Here is a 15350-nt window from a genome sequence, read left to right on the forward strand (position 1 = left end):
AGGACGCCCATGCAGTACACCCAAGCACAGATTGACCGGGCAAACGCCGTCAGTCTGGAAGATTTTCTCCGCACACAGGGAGAGACACTTATCAAAAGCGGACGAGAATACCGCTGGAAAGAACATGACAGCCTGACTGTCCGGGGAAACAAGTGGTTTCGCCACAGCCAGAGCAAGGGCGGCTATCCCATTGATTTTGTCATGGAGTTTTACGGCAAGTCCTTCCCCGAAGCCGTCCAGCTCCTGACCGGTGAAAGTGGCGAGGGACAGACCGAAGCCAGCACAGCACCGCCCACAGAGTTCCACTTGCCTTTGCACAGCAGAACAGCCGACAGAGCAATTCAATATCTTTGCGAAAGCCGAGGTCTCAACAAAACGCTTGTTGAGGCTTTTTTTCTTTCCGGGGATATTTACGAGGACGCAAAGCGGCACAATGTTGTGTTTGTCGGCAGAGACAGAAGCGGCACACCGAGATATGCCCATGTGCGAGGAACGGCAGACCCATTCAGACAGGACATTACCGGCTCCGATAAATCTTATCCATTCCGCTACGAAGGCAACGGCAACCAGCTCTTTGTCTTTGAAGCACCGATTGACCTTTTGTCCTTTATCTGCCTTTATCCGCAGGACTGGCAGACAAGGAGCTATCTTGCCCTGGGCGGCGTTTCGGGCAAAGCCCTTGACCGTTTTCTCTCTGAACACAAGGACATCTTGAAAGTGTTCCTCTGCCTTGACAGCGACACCGCAGGAAGTGAAGCCTGCTCCCGACTGGTGCAGGACATTCCCGGCGAGATCGCCGTCATTCGCCTTGTCCCGGCAAGGAAAGACTGGAACGATGTTCTCCGTCAGCAAGGGGACATTCCCAGCCGCAAATTCATAGCCGAGACAATCACGCTGCGAGAGCTGCCCACCGCCCAGCCTGTCCCCATGCTCCGTATGGCAGATGTGGAGCTGACGAGCGTGGATTGGCTATGGTTTCCGTATATTCCCTTTGGAAAGCTGACGATTATCCAGGGCAATCCCGGCGAGGGCAAGACCTACTTTGCCATGCGGCTTGCGGCGGCTTGCACCAACCGAAAGCCCTTGCCCGGTATGGAGACACTTGAGCCTTTCAATATCATCTATCAGACTGCCGAGGACGGTCTGGGCGATACCGTCAAGCCCCGACTGATTGAAGCGGACGCAGACCTTGAACGAGTGCTTGTCATTGACGATAGAGACACGCCGCTGACCCTTGCTGATGAACGCATCGCAAGGGCAATCCGTGAGAACAACGCAAGGCTGGTTATCATTGACCCGGTACAGGCGTTTCTGGGCGCGGATGTGGATATGAACCGGGCAAATGAAGTCCGTCCCATCTTCCGCAGTCTGGGAGACATTGCACAGGCTACCGGGTGCGCTATCGTGCTGATTGGACACCTCAACAAAGCCGCAGGGACGCAAAGCACCTACCGAGGATTAGGGTCTATCGACATTACGGCGGCAGTCCGTAGTCTGCTGTTTATTGGAAAGCTGAAGGACAGCCCCACAACGAGGGTGCTTATCCATGAGAAAAGTTCCCTTGCGCCGCCCGGACAGTCCCTTGCCTTTTCTCTGGGAGACGAGAAAGGCTTTGAATGGATAGGAGCTTATGACATTACCGCTGACGAGCTTCTTGCCGGGACAGACACCGCCAAGACCGAAAGCAAGACCGCACAGGCGCAAATGCTCATTCTGGAACTGCTGGCAGATGGAAAGCGTATGCCGAGCGCAGAGCTGGAAAAGACGGTCAATGAGCGTGGGATTTCCTCACGCACCATGAGAACGGCAAAGAGCCGTATCGGGGACAGACTTGTGACCGAGAAAGACGGTACAGCATGGGTCTGCTATCTCCGAGACTGACAACAGGAACACGGCAAGCGTGGCAAAGACGGCAAGGTTTTTATAGATACCTAAATGTTGCCGCCTTGCCTTGTTCCCTCATACCGACGCCGCCCGATGATGAACAGTCACCGGGCATTTTTCATTTCAGGAGGATTTTGAATGAACAATACCGCAACCAGCAGCACCAACAATACCCTTTGCCCGACTGTCAGAAAGCAGATTGGCAAGACCACCTATATTGTCCGTGTGCATTTCAGCCAGACCGCAAAAGAGACGATGGAGGACAAAATCAAGCGTCTGCTCCGTGAGGAAGTCCGCAAAATGTAACTTCTTTTTGAATTTGATGAAAAAGTCCTTGACTTTTCGTCTCTGGCAAAACGGCAAAGTCGATCCTTATTTCCTGCGGCGCACGTCTGGCCCCCTTTGACATCCCCCAGCTTCGGGAAATTATGAGCTATGACGAGCTGGAGCTTGACCGCATGGGCGATAGACGGACGGCAACCTTTTTCGTGATCTCCGACACCACACAGACCTATAACTTCATTGTGGCGCTGGCCTTTTCACAGATGTTCAATCTTCTTTGTGAACGGGCCGACAACGTACACGGCGGGCGTTTGCCCCATCATGTGCGGGTGCTTTGGGACGAGGCGGCCAATACAGGACAAGTCCCCCAACTGGAGAAATTAGTAGCCGTCATCCGCTCACGCGAGATCAGTCTGGCGCTTCTGTATCAGGCGCAGTCGCAATGCAAGGCCATTTACAAGGACAACGCCGAAACAATCTTCGGCAACATGGACACCATGATTTTCCTTGGTGGCCGGGAAAGTACCACCATTAAGGAGATTTCCGAAAACTGGTTGGGCAAGGCCACCATCTCTATGCAGACCGAGGGCCGCTCCCGTGGGCAGTCAGAAAGTTTCAGCCAGAACACCCAGCGGCTGGGCCGTGAGCTGATGACCCCCAGCGAATTGGCTACCATGCCCGGAGATCGGTGCATTTTACAGCTTCGGGGGCTGCCGCCGTTCTACTCCAAGAAATACGATTTGAAGCAGCACCCTAACTACAAATACACCGCCGAGGCCGACAAGCGCAACGCCTTTGATCTCAACAGCCTTGTCACCCGGCGCATGGACAAGCTCAATCCCAATGAACACTACACCGTTTACGAGGTGGCCGTACCAGACGAGGCGCACATGGAAGAGGACGAGGACATCCTCAACTATGACGACCTCGACGACCCGGACACCTTTGTATAACCTCTGGTCATGGTGGCCAGAGGATGACGCGCCGCCCATTTGGGCGGCTATTATTATGGGTTCCCGCAAAATCAAAGATTTTGTGGGAAGAGGAGCCGCAACGGAATGAGTAATTTTTCGCGCTTGCGCGGAAATGAACGACATGAAGTTTGCGGCGACGAGGCCGGGGCATGGCCCCGGAGAAATGGAGGCATATATGGCTTTTTTCACTTCCGCTGTTACTACCTTGCAGACCCTCGTTGTGGCGCTGGGCGCTGGCCTTGCCGTGTGGGGTGTGGTCAATTTGCTGGAGGGCTACGGTTCCGATAACGCAGCGGCCAAGAGCCAGGGCATCAAGCAGCTCATGGCTGGCGGCGGCATCATCGTGCTGGGTACGACCCTGATCCCCCTGCTGTCTACCCTGTTTTAAGGGCAGCGGCCTATGGGTATTCTCACCGAATGGATCACGGAATGGCTCAAAGAGCTGTTGATCTCGGGGATCATGGATAACCTCGAGGGGCTGTTTGACACGGTGAATACCCGGGTCGGGGAAATATCCGTACAGGTGGGAACGACCCCGGCGGCATGGAACGCCGGGGTTTTCTCCCTGATACGGCAGCTTTCCGAAACGGTCATTTTGCCGATTGCCGGACTGATCCTAACCTTTGTCGCAACCTACGAGCTGATCCAGATGATACTGGAAAAGAACAATATGCACGAGTTCGATGTTGCGAATATCTACAAGTGGGTATTCAAAACGACTTGTGCCATCCTCATCCTCTCCAACACCTTTAATATTGTCATGGCGGTTTTTGACGTTTCCCAAAGCGTGATCGCAAGCTCGGCGGGCATTATCGGCGGCAGTACCGATGTCACCCCGGATATGCTGGACACGCTGGAGGCCAGTCTGGAGGCGATGGAGCTTGGCCCCCTGCTGGGGCTGTTCCTGCAATCCTTTGTCATTAAGCTGACCATGTTTGCCCTGAATATATTTATTTTCGTGATCGTGTATGGCCGTATGGTGGAGATCTATCTGCTGACCAGTCTGGCCCCGATTCCCGTGGCTACCCTCGCCAACCGGGAGACCGGGCAGATGGGCCAGAATTACCTCCGCTCCCTGTTCGCCGTTGGCTTTCAAGGTATGCTGATCCTTGTATGCGTGGCCATCTATGCGGTGCTCGTTCAGGGTATTGCCACAGGCGGCGATCCCATCGGGGCTATTTGGGGCTGTATCGGCTATACCGTCCTGCTGTGCTTTATCCTGATGAAAACCGGAACAATCGCAAAAAGCGTATTCAACGCGCATTGAGAAAGGACAGGTGATCCATGCAAGACAACTTCATTTCTGGCAAGGGGAACCCGGCAAAGTCGGCAGACTTTGTTGGGAGAGGAGCCGCAACGGAGCGGGCGGATTTCGGCGGCAACGCCGCCGAAGAAGCTGAGCGCAGTTTGTGGCGACGAGGCCAGAACATTACCCCGGAGGGCCTGTACCTGATGGACGGGATTGAGGGGCTGCGCTCCTTGCCCCGTCATTCTGTGGATATGCTTTTGACCGATCCGCCCTACGGCACGACGCGGAATTATTGGGATGTTCCCTTGCCCCTGCCGGAGCTGTGGGAGGCGGTGCGCTGGGCGGTGAAGCCCGAGGGCGCAGTGCTCCTATTTGCTCAATGCCCCTATGACAAGGTGCTGGGCGCGTCCAATCTTCCCATGCTCCGCTATGAGTGGGTGTGGTACAAGAGCCGATGCACCGGGTTTCTCAACGCCCGCCGCGCTCCGCTGAAAAAGACGGAGAACATTCTGGTGTTTTATCAGAAGTCCCCGGCCTACTATCCACAGTTTGAACAGGGGGAGCCGTACAAGAAAATCCACCACCGCAGCGGCCACAGTCCCAACTATGGAGCCTTTGAACGTATCAGCGGCGAGTCGGACGGGCGGCGGTTCCCCGGCAATGTGCTGGCGTTCCCCACGGTGGCGAATACTGTTCATCCCACGCAAAAGCCCGTGGAACTGTGCGAATATCTCATTAAAACCTACACCCGCGAGGGACAGGTAGTAGCGGATATTTGCGCTGGGAGCGGCACAACGGCCATCGCCGCCCTGAACACGGGCCGCCGCTTTATCGGTTTTGAGAACGCCCCTGCCTTTTACGGCCCGGCGGCTGAACGCATCCAGCGGGCGCGGGAGGCCGTTGCCCGCGGCGAGAAAGGAGTATAATCATCGGAAGATATTCCATCATCTACGCCGATCCCCCTTGGCGGTATTCCCAAAAGGGCTTGCAGGGGGCGGCGGAGCACCACTACCCCACAATGGGAATTGATGATCTGTGCGCGTTACCCGTGGCCGAGCTTGCGGCCCCGGACAGCGCACTCTTTTTATGGGCTACGTTCCCCCAGCTCCCGGAGGCCCTGCGGCTGATCCGCGAGTGGGGCTTCACCTACAAAAGCGTCGCTTTCGTCTGGCTGAAGAAAAACCGCAAAGCGGATAGCTGGTTTTACGGGCTGGGCTTTTGGACGAGGGGCAACGCCGAGATCTGTCTGCTGGCAACCAAAGGCCACCCCAAGCGTCAGGCGGCCAATGTCCACCAGTTCATTATTTCTCCCATCGAGGCCCACAGCAAAAAGCCCGACGAAGCCCGTGACAAGATCGTGGCCCTCATGGGCGATCTGCCCCGCGTGGAGCTGTTCGCAAGGCAGACCCCGCCCGGATGGGACGTATGGGGCAACGAGGTGGAGTCCACGGTTCCCGGCTTCTGGTCACGGTGGCCAGAGGATAGCGGAAAGGAGGACGAGTCATGCCGTATGTGAACGTCCCCAACGACTTGTCCAAGATCAAGACGAAAATTGCCTTTAACCTCACCAAGCGCCAGTTGATCTGTTTCGGCGGCGCGGCGGTGGTGGGCATCCCTGTGTATCTGCTGACCCGCAGCACACTCGGAAACACCGGGTCGATGTTCCTGATGATCACGCTCATGCTCCCGGCCTTTTTCATGGCGATGTATGAGCGGGACGGCCTGCCCTTTGAAAAGGTGGTGCGGAATATCCTCCGGGCCAAGTTCACCCGCCCCGGCGTGAGGCCCTATCAGACGCAGAACATTTACGCCCCATTTGCGGGAAAGGAGGATGCTTTTGACCAGAAGCCCAAAGAAAAGAAAAAGCCTGATCCGGGCCGGTAATCGCCCGGCCACCATATCCGCCCAGCAGACCGTCCCTTATGTGCGGATGCTCCCGGACGGCGTTTGTCAGCTCCCCAACGGCCTGTTCACCAAAACCGTGGAATACGAGGACATCAATTATTCCGTGGCTTCGGCGGAGGATCAGACGGCTATCTTCGGGGGCTGGAGTTCGTTCCTCAACTACTTTGACAGCTCCTTGCCGTTCCAGCTCTCCTTTATCAATCGCCGCTCCCGCTCCGGGGGCCGCTATAAGGTGAATATCCAGCCCGCCGAGGACGAGTACAACAGCGTCCGGGCCGAGTTCACCGGGATGCTGAAAAACCAGATTGCCAAGAGCAACAACGGTATTGAGCGATCCAAGTACATCACTTTCGGTATCCCCGCTGAGAACGTGGCTGCCGCACGCCCCCGGCTGGAGCGTGTGGAGGCCGATGTCACGGGCAACTTTAAGCGGCTGGGGGTGCAGTCCCAACCCCTCGACGGGCGGGAACGTTTGGCCCTGCTCCACGGCCAGCTTCACCCCGGCAGTCGGGAGCCGTTCCGCTTCAAGTGGGCCGACATCGCCCATACCGGGCTGGGGACGAAAGATTTTATCGTCCCGGACAGCTTCGACTTCCGGCAGTCACGGCTGTTCCGCGTGGGCCAGACGTGGGGCGCGGCGTCCTACTTGCAGATCATGGCGTCGGAAATGTCGGACAAGCTCCTGCTGGAGATTTTGGAATTGGACGCGGAGCTGACCGTCACCATGCACATTCAGACGGTAGATCAGGTCAAAGCCATTAAGACGGTCAAGGGTAAAATCTCCGACATCGACAAAATGAAGGTGGAGGAACAGCGCAAGGCCACCCGCGCCGGGTACGATCCCGATATTCTCCCGCCCGACCTCGTTACCTTTTCCAAGGACGCGGCAGACCTGCTGGCCGAGCTCCAGTCCCGCAATGAGCGAATGTTCCTCCTGACGTTCCTGATCGTCAACACCGCCCCCACGCGGGAGCGGCTGGAAAACGATATTTTTACGGTGGGCGGCATTGCGCAGAAGTACAACTGTGCTTTGAAGCGGCTGGACTGGCAGCAGGAGCAGGGCTATATGTCCTCGCTGGCGCTGGGCTATAACGGCGTTGAAATCCAGCGTGGCATGACCACCAGTTCCACGGCCATCTTTATCCCCTTTATGACGCGGGAGCTTCGCATGGATGGGCCGTCCCTCTACTACGGCATGAACGCCCTTTCCCATAATGTCATCATGGCTGACCGCAAAAAGCTGAAATCCGCCAACGGATTGTATCTCGGCTCGACGGGTAGTGGTAAAAGCTTCGCCGCCAAGCGGGAGCTGCTCAATGTGTTTCTGACCATTCCCCAGGATCGAATTTTGGTTGTAGATCCGATGGGGGAATATGCGCCGCTGGTGCGGCGGCTGGGCGGTCAGGTGATCGAGATTGCCCCGGACAGCCCGAACCACATTTCCCCGATGGATCTGCAAATGAGCGTCAACGACGAGGACAGCCCCCTTTCCATGAAAGCTGACTTCCTGCTGTCCCTGTGCGAGCTGATCGTGGGCGGCAAGGAGGGCTTGCAACCCATTGAGAAAACCGTGATTGACCGCTGTGTGCGTCAGGTGTACCGGGAGATCGCGCTGGGGCTGGAAACGGCCAAGCCGCCCCTGCTCCAAGACTTGTACGAGGAGCTGTTGAAACAGCCCGAACCCGAGGCCAAGCGGATCGCCACGGCGTTGGAGCTTTACTGTACAGGCTCCCTCAACCTGTTCAATCACCCCACCAACGTCAACCTCAATTCCCGTGTGGTGTGCTTTGTGTTGAAAGGCATGGGCGAGAACCTCCGCAAGATCGCCATGCACATCACCAACGATTTTGTCACTTCGGCGGTCAATGCCAACTACAAAAACGGCGTTTCGACGTGGTGCTACTTCGACGAGTTCCATATTCTTCTGCGCGATCCGCTAACCGCCAGCTACTTCGTGGCCGTCTGGAAGATGCTTCGCAAAAAGGGCTGTGTGCCGTCGGCCCTGACGCAGAACGTCAAAGACCTGCTAGCCAGCCGGGAGATCGAGAACATTCTGGACAACACGGACTTTATGATCCTCTTGTCACAGGCTCAAAGCGACCGGGCCATCCTCGCCAAGCAGATCGGCATATCAGAGCACCAGCTTTCCTATATCACGCAGTCCAATTCCGGTGAGGGCCTGCTGTTCTATGGGAGCGTGACGATTCCGTTTGCAGACCGTTTCCCCCGAGGAGAGATTTACAATCTGCTGACCACCAAGCCGGAGGACGCCGCCAATGGAAAACAGGCAGAGTAGACCGGGCGGTGCTTCTGGTCACGGTGGCCAGAAGTTTCATCAGGACAGCGAACAGGCCAAGCTCCACAAATCCAAGCTCCGCATGGAGAACCGGGAAGAAAAGCTGGGCAAGGCCCGTGATCGGCTGGCCGCACAGAAACCGCCCAAGAAACCCGGCCCTGTGAAGCGGGCAGGCCGGGTGGCCGGGGCCGAGGCCCATGCCTTTGTGCATGGGAAAATCTATCAGGAGGAGCATGACAACGTAGGCGTGGAGGGCGGTCACTTTGTCGAGCGTTCCGGGGAGGCTGCCCTCCACTATGGTAAACGCAAGGTGAAACAGGCCGTCCGGGAGCACCCGGCCAAGGCTGCCGCCCGCGCCGAGTCCCGGTATATCAAGGCCACGGCGGATTACAACGCCCGCAAGTTTGCACAGGAACAGCCCGAGGCCGCTAAAAGCGCCGCCGCCAGGATGTGGTATAAGCACAAGCTGAAACGGGAGTATCAGAAGCGGGCGCGGGAAACCGCCAAGCAGAGCGCCAAGGCTGCCGAAAAAACGGCAGTCACCACGGAAAAGCTGGCCGCTCAAACGGTGGCTTTTGCCAAGCGGCATCCCGTGGGATCGCTCCTTGCGCTGGGCTGTGTGCTCCTGCTTCTGCTGATGCAGTCGTGTATGTCCTCGATGGTGACGGTGGGCAACGGCCTTGTGGGTGCGGTGGCCGCCAGCACCTACAAGGCGGAGGATGTGGATATGCTGGGGGCCGAGGCCGCCTATTGCGGTCTGGAGGACGAGCTTCAAGACTATCTCGACACTTACGAGGAAACCCACGATTACGACGAATACCATTTTGACCTCGATGACATTGAGCACGACCCCTATGTGCTGATCTCCATGATCTCCGCGCTCCATGAGGGGGCGTGGACGGTGGATGAGGTACGCTTTACGCTCCAAGACCTCTTTGACCGCCAGTACAGTCTGACCGAAGAAGTGGTGACGGAGCGGCGGTACTACATCGAAACGGACACATGGGTGGACGAGGACGGCGTGACCCACACGGACAGCTACCGGGTGTACTACGATTATTTCATCTGCACCGTCACGCTGGAAAACTTTAATCTCTCCCATGTGCCGATCTACATGATGACTGAGGAACAGCTCTCCATGTACGCCCTGTATATGTCCACGCTGGGCAACCGGCCCGACCTGTTCCCGTCCTCTCCCTATGTGGGCAAGTATGTCACAAACGGCCCCACGGAGCATGAAGTCCCGGAAGCATATCTGTCCGACGAAACCTTTGCCGCCATTCTGGAGGAGGCTGAGAAGTATATCGGGTTCCCCTATGTGTGGGGCGGCTATCAGCCCAGCACGTCCTTTGACTGCTCCGGGTTCGTCAGCTACGTCTACAACCAATGCGGCTGGGACTTCGGGCGGCTGGGGGCGCAGAGCCTTTACAACATCTGCTCCCGGACAAACAGCCCCCTGCCCGGCGATCTGGTGTTCTTCACCGGAACGTATGATACCCCCGGCGTTTCTCATGTGGGCATCTATGTGGGGGACGGCTGGATGCTCCATTGCGGAGATCCCATCCAGTACGCCAACCTGAACACAAGCTACTGGCAGTCGCATTTGTACGCCTACGGGCGATTACCGTAAAGGAGGATTTGATACATGGCAATTACGAAAAGCGCAAAAATTCAGGCCGAGATCGAAAAGGTCAAGGCCAAGATCGCAGAACAGCAGACCCGGCTGAAAGAGCTGGAGCAGAAAAAGCTGGAGGCCGAAAACAGCGAAATCGTAGACATCGTGCGCGGTATGAGCGTTTCTCTGGAGGAGCTGCCGCTGGTGCTCCAGCAACTCCGGGGCGCTTCTGGTCACGGTGGCCAGAAGTCCGTAGCCGAGGAAGGAGTGGCAGAATGAGAAAGTTTCGGATGCTGGCAGCCACCCTCTGCACCGCCGTTCTGATGTGCGGCTTCTCCGTGACGGCCTACGCCGGGGGCGGTGACGAGTACATGGAGGACACGGGCGGCGTAGAGCTTTGGGAGGGACTTGACCCTGCCGAGGAGCTGCCAGTGGAAACGCCCGATCCCGAGCCGAAACCCTTTACTCCCTCCGGGACGGGGACGGTGGTGGACAATGCCACAGACGAGGATGGCAAGGAGTTTTTCACCATTATGACCCCCGCCGAGAATGTCTTTTATCTGGTTATTGACCGCCAACGGGAAACGGAAAATGTGTTTTTCCTGAACGCCGTCACCGAGGCCGATCTGCTGGCCCTCGCGGAAATGCCCGCCGAGCCTGCCCCACCCGCGCCTGATCCTGAACCTGCGGACGATCCCGAACCTACCGAGGAACCGGAGCCTGAACAGCCCAAGGCCACGGGCGGGGCCGGGATGCTTCTGCTTGCTCTGGCCGTGGTTGGCATCGGCGGCGGGGCCGGGTGGTACTTCAAAATCTATCGTCCCAAAAAGCAAAGGGCCGCTGAGTCCGAGGAGAACTACGGCGGCGAATACGATGCCTTTGACGGCGCGGCCTATGACGAAACCGATCCCGAGGACGATACCCCGCCTTGGGACGAGGACGGCGAGGAATGAGCCGGGAGCTGACCCGCGAGGAAAAGGCCACGATCCGCAAGCTGGTGACAAAGTGGTGCGCCAACTATGACAAAGAATACGGCTGCCTGCTTGGTTTAGGGTTCCCGCGCAAACAATGTTTGCGTGGGAAGAGGAGGAACAGCGAAATGAGCGAACTTTCGCCAACGGCGGAAGTGAGGGATATGGAGCTTGTGACGACGAGTGAGTGCTATATGCTGGGCAAGTGCCGGACGGGGGCCTTTTGCCGCTACTTCCGGGAGGCCGTTCTGCCCCTTGATCCTATGCTGGAGGCCACTCTGACGCAGGATGGCCCGGCCCCGGAAACCCGGATTTGCCCCGTCTGCGGCAGGGTCTTTCTCCCGGATGGCCGCACACGCTATTGCTCTCCGGTCTGTTCCAAGGCCGCGAGGCTGAAAAAACAGCGGGGATATATGCGGAAATACCGGGGCTGATGTGTGAGCATTTGGCCCTCAAAAAAGCCCGTGATTACAGGGCTTTCCGGGGCCACTTTTGGGGTGGGCCGTATGTTTTCATGGCCCACCCCATTTTGGCCCGATACTGCTAACATTTTGAAAGGAGACAACCGTGGAGAAAAACGCTGGCTATACCATACGGCGATCCGTTCTCTTTGAGGGTGGGAGCGGCTTTGCGCTGGGCGAAAACCCAAAGGCCCCGGCCCCGTTTGTGACATGGCAATTCAATGACACGGACAGGGGCCGTTCCTACTTTTGGGGCCATTACCACGCGGACAAGGCCACCGCTGAGCTGGACTTTAATTCCCGTGTGGCTGACCACAAGCGGCTGTATGGGCAGCGGGAAGTCACACCCCGCCCCATTGCCCAGCAGATGCAGGAGGCCGCAAAGCTGGCCGAGGCCGACCGGGGCCAGACGGCTTCGAAAAGGAACGTCCCCGACAAGGGGGACAGATAGGAGGTATCATGGAACATACCAAAAACGCAGAGCTGTCTGTGGAGCAGAATTACAACCACATTGACGGCCTGAACAACAATCTGCCCATTCAACCCCCGGAACGGGAAAAGCCGCTGGACAAGGTAAAGGAGCCGCCCCGCCCCAAGCGGAGCCGGGAGCGTGAGGATCGTTGACCAAGAAGCGCGTCCGCAATGTGCCGATCAATATATGGGTGCGCCCCGATGAGCTGGAAACCATTCAGGAGCGCATGGCGGAGGCGGGCATCCGCAACATGAGCGCCTATATCCGAAAAATGGCGCTGGGCGGTTATGTGCTCCACGTTGACCTTTCCCCGGTCAAGGAGCTGGTTTCCCTCCAGCGGCGCTGTGCAAACAATCTCAATCAGGCGGCGATCCACGCCAACAGCTACGGCGGCTTTTACCCGGATGAGCTAAAACAGCTTCAAAAGGACTATGCCGACCTGTGGGGGCCTCTGTCCGATCTGCTGGCTCAGCTCTCCGCCATCCTGACGCTCTGACACAAGGGGAACGGCCCCGCGCCGTTCCCCGGCTGTCCCTACTTCTGGTCGTGGTGGCCAGAAATACAACAAACGACGGCTGATTCGGCGTGTGCTCATTAGACAGTGACCTAAACGGAAATCGAATCTGTGGAAATTTACGCAGAAAGGAGCCTTTAAAAGAAAGTGGCGGGTAACTGGGCCAAACATCACGGCACCAAAATGATGCCGTGACTTTTAGATATACCGATGCTGGATGATTCTTGACATTAGGTGAAAAAGCGGGTACAATAATTTGGAATATGAATTGAGAGGAGGCTTACGTGTGTTAATTTTTGTACGCTAACAAACAACAAAAAGTCGGTTTCCCGTTCCACATTGTGGGGCTTTTTTGTCGTGCGTACAGATAAACACATGAGCCAGTTGCGATATGATGACACCATCATATCGTCTGTTTTGTCGTGCCTTTTGTGATGCAGGTAAATGCCCGTTGTGGAGCATTTACCTGCTTTTTGTTGCAGAAAAGAAGTTATGCAATAAAAAACAGGAGGTCATATTAAAATGAATACTTGGAAAAAAAGATACCTTACCATTCTGGCAGGACAGGGCATCTCCCTGCTTACCAGCGGAATTTTGCAGATGGCAATCATCTTCTATCTGACCGCAAAAACTAATTCTGCTATGGTCTTATCCGCTGCTACCTTCGTCGGGTTTATCCCGCAGGCCATTCTTGGCCCATTTGCCGGTGCATTTGTTGACCGTCACAGTAGAAAAAAAGTGATGATTGGTGCAGACCTTTTGATCGCAGCCGCAGGAGGGCTGTTGGCGGTGGTTGCTGTATTTATCGATCCGCCCATCTGGATTATCATGCTGGTTCTCTTTATCCGCAGCATCGGAAATGCCTATCACACTCCAGCTTCCAGTGCGGTGACACCACTGATGGTTCCACAGGAGCAACTTACAAAATGCGCTGGATATACTCAGACTATGTCGGCAGTCGTGTCCCTTATCAGTCCGGCCGCTGCTGCTGCTCTTTACAGCGTTTGGCCCCTCAGCTATATCATTATGTTGGATATTGCGGGAGCGGTTTTGGCTTGTGGCATCGTTGCACTTCTGCCTATCCCCAATCCCCCGGTGCAGAAGAGTGAAAGAAAGGCCCGGTTTTTACAGGATATGAATGACGGATACCGGGTCTTGAAGGAAAATAAGCCCCTGTTCGCATTACTATGGATTGGAACAGCCTATATGTTCTTCTTCATGCCAATTGCAGCATTGTTCCCCCTTATGAGTATGAGCTATTTTAACGGCACACCCGTTCATGCTTCTATTGCGGAAATTGCATTTGCAGGCGGAATGTTGGCTGGAGGTATTTTGCTTAGCATTTGGGGCGGCTTCAAGAACCGTATTCTCTCCATCGGTCTATCTATCCTTGTGATGGGTGTAAGCATTGCGGTTTCTGGATTGCTGCCATCCAGTGCATTCCCAGCTTTTGCTGTCTGCTGTGTGGCTATGGGGCTAACCTCCCCTTTCTACGGTGTGCAGAACGCACTGATTCAGGAGAGAATCGCTCCGGAATATTTGGGGCGAGTATTTGCAATGCTGAGCAGTGTTATTTCCTTTGCCATGCCTATGGGGCTGCTGTGTTCGGGCATTTTTGCGGAACAAATTGGAGTAGAAAAATGGTTCTTACTCTGCGGGATTGGAATTATTGCAGTATCTATGTTGGTATTTGTATTGCCCGTTTTGAGAGATTTCGACCGAAAAACAAAGGTCAGTGAGTAAAGAATACGATTTTAAGTCAATGCTGTCGTACTGTGGTAATTCAGTCCACAAAAAAATTTTACTCATTCGATTCGGGCAAATGTGGTGGAATTCCTCCTTTGCTAAGATAATGATAAAAGTCATCTGTGTGCATATGTACAGATTTTTCCATACTGGATTCGCTTGCAACGATAGCTGATATTGTGGTTTTTCCCGTTCCCGGCGAACCAGTAATTATAACAATTCTTCCTTGTTTCATCTATATTCACCCATTTAAATTTTGGATTTGTGCATTTATTCAATCGGCAAATTATGTTGCTTCAAAAAAGATAGCTTATCCCAATATCCTCTCTGAAACAGGATTTTACCATTTACAACTTGGAAAAATCCACAGCCACGCAATCCCAATGGATCTTTCCATTCTAAAATTGCCCATTGCCCATCTTCAAAGATATTCTCTACAATGGCTACCATATCGGCGGTGGCAAATTCTGTTGTAAACATTTCTTTGATTGCGTCTATCCCAATCACGGGGGCATTTGTCACCTGATGATTGGTTGCATTGTCATGGTACAGGCTTACGATTGCTTCTACATCGTGATTATTAAAAGCATCTACCCATTTGCATACTACTTCTTTTGGCCGTAACATTTTCTTTCCTCCTCAAATTGGAATTCATAATGTACGAGTAAGGTCTATCCGGCCTTACTCGTTTCCTTTAAGATGGAGGCATCGGTCTGACGAAATCTGGAATTGGGACACCACGCCCGGAGTAAAATGTGTCAGCCAGCCTCCATCGTTTAGTGCTCGATTCAGCAAGTTGGGACGTAGCTCCCGTTTCACGATTGAATATGTGCGTACTTTGGAAAGAGCTGGATAACCGCATACCAAAAACGAAAGAAGGAATGCCAATGCTTGCTGTCGGTATCGATGTATCAAAGTCAAAAAGCGCTGCAGCAATTCTGAATCAGGATGGAACAGTACACACGAAACCGTTCGAGTTCC

17 protein-coding genes and 2 pseudogenes are annotated in these 15350 nt (G+C 55.1%); 17 read left to right on the forward strand and 2 right to left on the reverse strand.

The genetic code is table 11. The annotated features are described in order from the left end of the window. Positions 1 to 9: 9 nt before the first annotated feature. The 17 genes and pseudogenes from BMZ81_RS10030 (at position 10) to BMZ81_RS10110 (ending at position 14366) form a co-directional block, all read left to right on the forward strand. Positions 10 to 1881, forward strand: a complete 1872-nt coding sequence (locus BMZ81_RS10030; protein WP_091131584.1) for an AAA family ATPase — start codon at positions 10 to 12, stop codon at positions 1879 to 1881. A gap of 141 nt (positions 1882 to 2022) precedes the next feature. Beyond that, a complete protein-coding gene (locus BMZ81_RS10035; RefSeq protein WP_091131587.1) occupies positions 2023 to 2190 on the forward strand; it encodes a transposon-encoded TnpW family protein in 168 nt (55 codons plus the stop codon). A gap of 41 nt (positions 2191 to 2231) precedes the next feature. Then, positions 2232 to 3119 (forward strand): annotated as a pseudogene (locus BMZ81_RS10040) (TraG/TraD/VirD4 family protein); the annotation flags it as partial. Positions 3120 to 3315: 196 nt separating this feature from the next. Continuing rightward, on the forward strand, positions 3316 to 3528 hold the full coding sequence (locus BMZ81_RS10045; RefSeq protein ID WP_091131590.1) for a Maff2 family mobile element protein: 213 nt from the start codon (positions 3316 to 3318) through the stop codon (positions 3526 to 3528). Positions 3529 to 3540: 12 nt separating this feature from the next. After that, positions 3541 to 4407, forward strand: a complete 867-nt coding sequence (locus BMZ81_RS10050) for a VirB6/TrbL-like conjugal transfer protein, CD1112 family (protein ID WP_091131592.1) — start codon at positions 3541 to 3543, stop codon at positions 4405 to 4407. Between the two features lie 185 nt (positions 4408 to 4592). After that, positions 4593 to 5315 carry a DNA-methyltransferase gene (locus BMZ81_RS10055; protein ID WP_091131637.1) on the forward strand — a complete coding sequence of 241 codons (723 nt, stop codon included), beginning with the start codon at positions 4593 to 4595 and terminating at the stop codon, positions 5313 to 5315. Next, positions 5312 to 5905: an MT-A70 family methyltransferase gene (locus tag BMZ81_RS10060; RefSeq protein ID WP_091131594.1), complete on the forward strand. Its 594-nt coding sequence runs from the start codon at positions 5312 to 5314 to the stop codon at positions 5903 to 5905. The genes BMZ81_RS10055 and BMZ81_RS10060 overlap by 4 nt, the downstream gene beginning before the upstream one ends. Beyond that, the gene (locus BMZ81_RS10065; RefSeq protein ID WP_091131596.1) at positions 5893 to 6273 is read left to right on the forward strand and encodes a PrgI family protein; all 381 of its coding nucleotides are present in this window, start codon (positions 5893 to 5895) and stop codon (positions 6271 to 6273) included. Before BMZ81_RS10060 ends, BMZ81_RS10065 begins: the two co-directional genes overlap by 13 nt. 46 nt (positions 6274 to 6319) lie before the next feature. Beyond that, positions 6320 to 8590, forward strand: a complete 2271-nt coding sequence (locus tag BMZ81_RS10070; RefSeq protein ID WP_091131639.1) for a VirB4-like conjugal transfer ATPase, CD1110 family — start codon at positions 6320 to 6322, stop codon at positions 8588 to 8590. Next, positions 8571 to 10220: a C40 family peptidase gene (locus tag BMZ81_RS10075; RefSeq protein ID WP_091131599.1), complete on the forward strand. Its 1650-nt coding sequence runs from the start codon at positions 8571 to 8573 to the stop codon at positions 10218 to 10220. Before BMZ81_RS10070 ends, BMZ81_RS10075 begins: the two co-directional genes overlap by 20 nt. Positions 10221 to 10235: 15 nt before the next feature. Then, positions 10236 to 10484 carry a DUF4315 family protein gene (locus BMZ81_RS10080; protein WP_091131600.1) on the forward strand — a complete coding sequence of 83 codons (249 nt, stop codon included), beginning with the start codon at positions 10236 to 10238 and terminating at the stop codon, positions 10482 to 10484. Further along, entirely contained in the window at positions 10481 to 11158 is a 678-nt protein-coding gene (locus BMZ81_RS10085) for a CD1107 family mobile element protein (protein ID WP_091131603.1), read from the forward strand. Before BMZ81_RS10080 ends, BMZ81_RS10085 begins: the two co-directional genes overlap by 4 nt. Continuing rightward, on the forward strand, positions 11155 to 11610 hold the full coding sequence (locus BMZ81_RS10090) for a cysteine-rich VLP protein (protein WP_242942616.1): 456 nt from the start codon (positions 11155 to 11157) through the stop codon (positions 11608 to 11610). The genes BMZ81_RS10085 and BMZ81_RS10090 overlap by 4 nt, the downstream gene beginning before the upstream one ends. A gap of 133 nt (positions 11611 to 11743) precedes the next feature. Further along, on the forward strand, positions 11744 to 12088 hold the full coding sequence (locus tag BMZ81_RS10095) for a hypothetical protein (protein WP_091131606.1): 345 nt from the start codon (positions 11744 to 11746) through the stop codon (positions 12086 to 12088). A gap of 8 nt (positions 12089 to 12096) precedes the next feature. Then, positions 12097 to 12261 carry a DUF4316 domain-containing protein gene (locus tag BMZ81_RS10100; protein ID WP_091131609.1) on the forward strand — a complete coding sequence of 55 codons (165 nt, stop codon included), beginning with the start codon at positions 12097 to 12099 and terminating at the stop codon, positions 12259 to 12261. Beyond that, a complete protein-coding gene (locus BMZ81_RS10105; RefSeq protein ID WP_091131611.1) occupies positions 12258 to 12605 on the forward strand; it encodes a plasmid mobilization protein in 348 nt (115 codons plus the stop codon). Before BMZ81_RS10100 ends, BMZ81_RS10105 begins: the two co-directional genes overlap by 4 nt. A gap of 540 nt (positions 12606 to 13145) precedes the next feature. Further along, the gene (locus BMZ81_RS10110; RefSeq protein ID WP_091131614.1) at positions 13146 to 14366 is read left to right on the forward strand and encodes an MFS transporter; all 1221 of its coding nucleotides are present in this window, start codon (positions 13146 to 13148) and stop codon (positions 14364 to 14366) included. A gap of 61 nt (positions 14367 to 14427) precedes the next feature. On the opposite strand, the pseudogene BMZ81_RS10115 reads toward BMZ81_RS10110, so the two are convergent. Both BMZ81_RS10115 and BMZ81_RS10120 read right to left on the reverse strand, forming a co-directional pair. After that, positions 14428 to 14604: pseudogene (locus BMZ81_RS10115) on the reverse strand (zeta toxin family protein); the annotation flags it as partial. A 35-nt stretch (positions 14605 to 14639) separates the two neighbouring features. Further along, on the reverse strand, positions 14640 to 14996 hold the full coding sequence (locus BMZ81_RS10120) for a nuclear transport factor 2 family protein (RefSeq protein WP_091131618.1): 357 nt from the start codon (positions 14994 to 14996) through the stop codon (positions 14640 to 14642). Between the last annotated feature and the right edge of the window lie 354 nt (positions 14997 to 15350).

Source organism: Oscillibacter sp. PC13 (assembly GCF_900115635.1).
Classification (GTDB): Bacteria; Bacillota; Clostridia; order Oscillospirales; family Oscillospiraceae; genus Oscillibacter.

Coding starts and splice junctions, on each gene's coding strand:
- BMZ81_RS10075 (WP_091131599.1), top strand. CDS start 8,571: ATGGAAAACAGGCAGAGTAGACCGGGCGGTGCTTCTGGTCACGGTGGC.
- BMZ81_RS10085 (WP_091131603.1), top strand. CDS start 10,481: ATGAGAAAGTTTCGGATGCTGGCAGCCACCCTCTGCACCGCCGTTCTG.
- BMZ81_RS10050 (WP_091131592.1), top strand. CDS start 3,541: ATGGGTATTCTCACCGAATGGATCACGGAATGGCTCAAAGAGCTGTTG.
- BMZ81_RS10070 (WP_091131639.1), top strand. CDS start 6,320: ATGCTCCCGGACGGCGTTTGTCAGCTCCCCAACGGCCTGTTCACCAAA.
- BMZ81_RS10100 (WP_091131609.1), top strand. CDS start 12,097: ATGGAACATACCAAAAACGCAGAGCTGTCTGTGGAGCAGAATTACAAC.
- BMZ81_RS10055 (WP_091131637.1), top strand. CDS start 4,593: ATGGACGGGATTGAGGGGCTGCGCTCCTTGCCCCGTCATTCTGTGGAT.
- BMZ81_RS10045 (WP_091131590.1), top strand. CDS start 3,316: ATGGCTTTTTTCACTTCCGCTGTTACTACCTTGCAGACCCTCGTTGTG.
- BMZ81_RS10090 (WP_242942616.1), top strand. CDS start 11,155: ATGAGCCGGGAGCTGACCCGCGAGGAAAAGGCCACGATCCGCAAGCTG.
- BMZ81_RS10065 (WP_091131596.1), top strand. CDS start 5,893: ATGCCGTATGTGAACGTCCCCAACGACTTGTCCAAGATCAAGACGAAA.
- BMZ81_RS10035 (WP_091131587.1), top strand. CDS start 2,023: ATGAACAATACCGCAACCAGCAGCACCAACAATACCCTTTGCCCGACT.
- BMZ81_RS10030 (WP_091131584.1), top strand. CDS start 10: ATGCAGTACACCCAAGCACAGATTGACCGGGCAAACGCCGTCAGTCTG.
- BMZ81_RS10110 (WP_091131614.1), top strand. CDS start 13,146: ATGAATACTTGGAAAAAAAGATACCTTACCATTCTGGCAGGACAGGGC.
- BMZ81_RS10120 (WP_091131618.1), bottom strand. CDS start 14,996: ATGTTACGGCCAAAAGAAGTAGTATGCAAATGGGTAGATGCTTTTAAT.
- BMZ81_RS10080 (WP_091131600.1), top strand. CDS start 10,236: ATGGCAATTACGAAAAGCGCAAAAATTCAGGCCGAGATCGAAAAGGTC.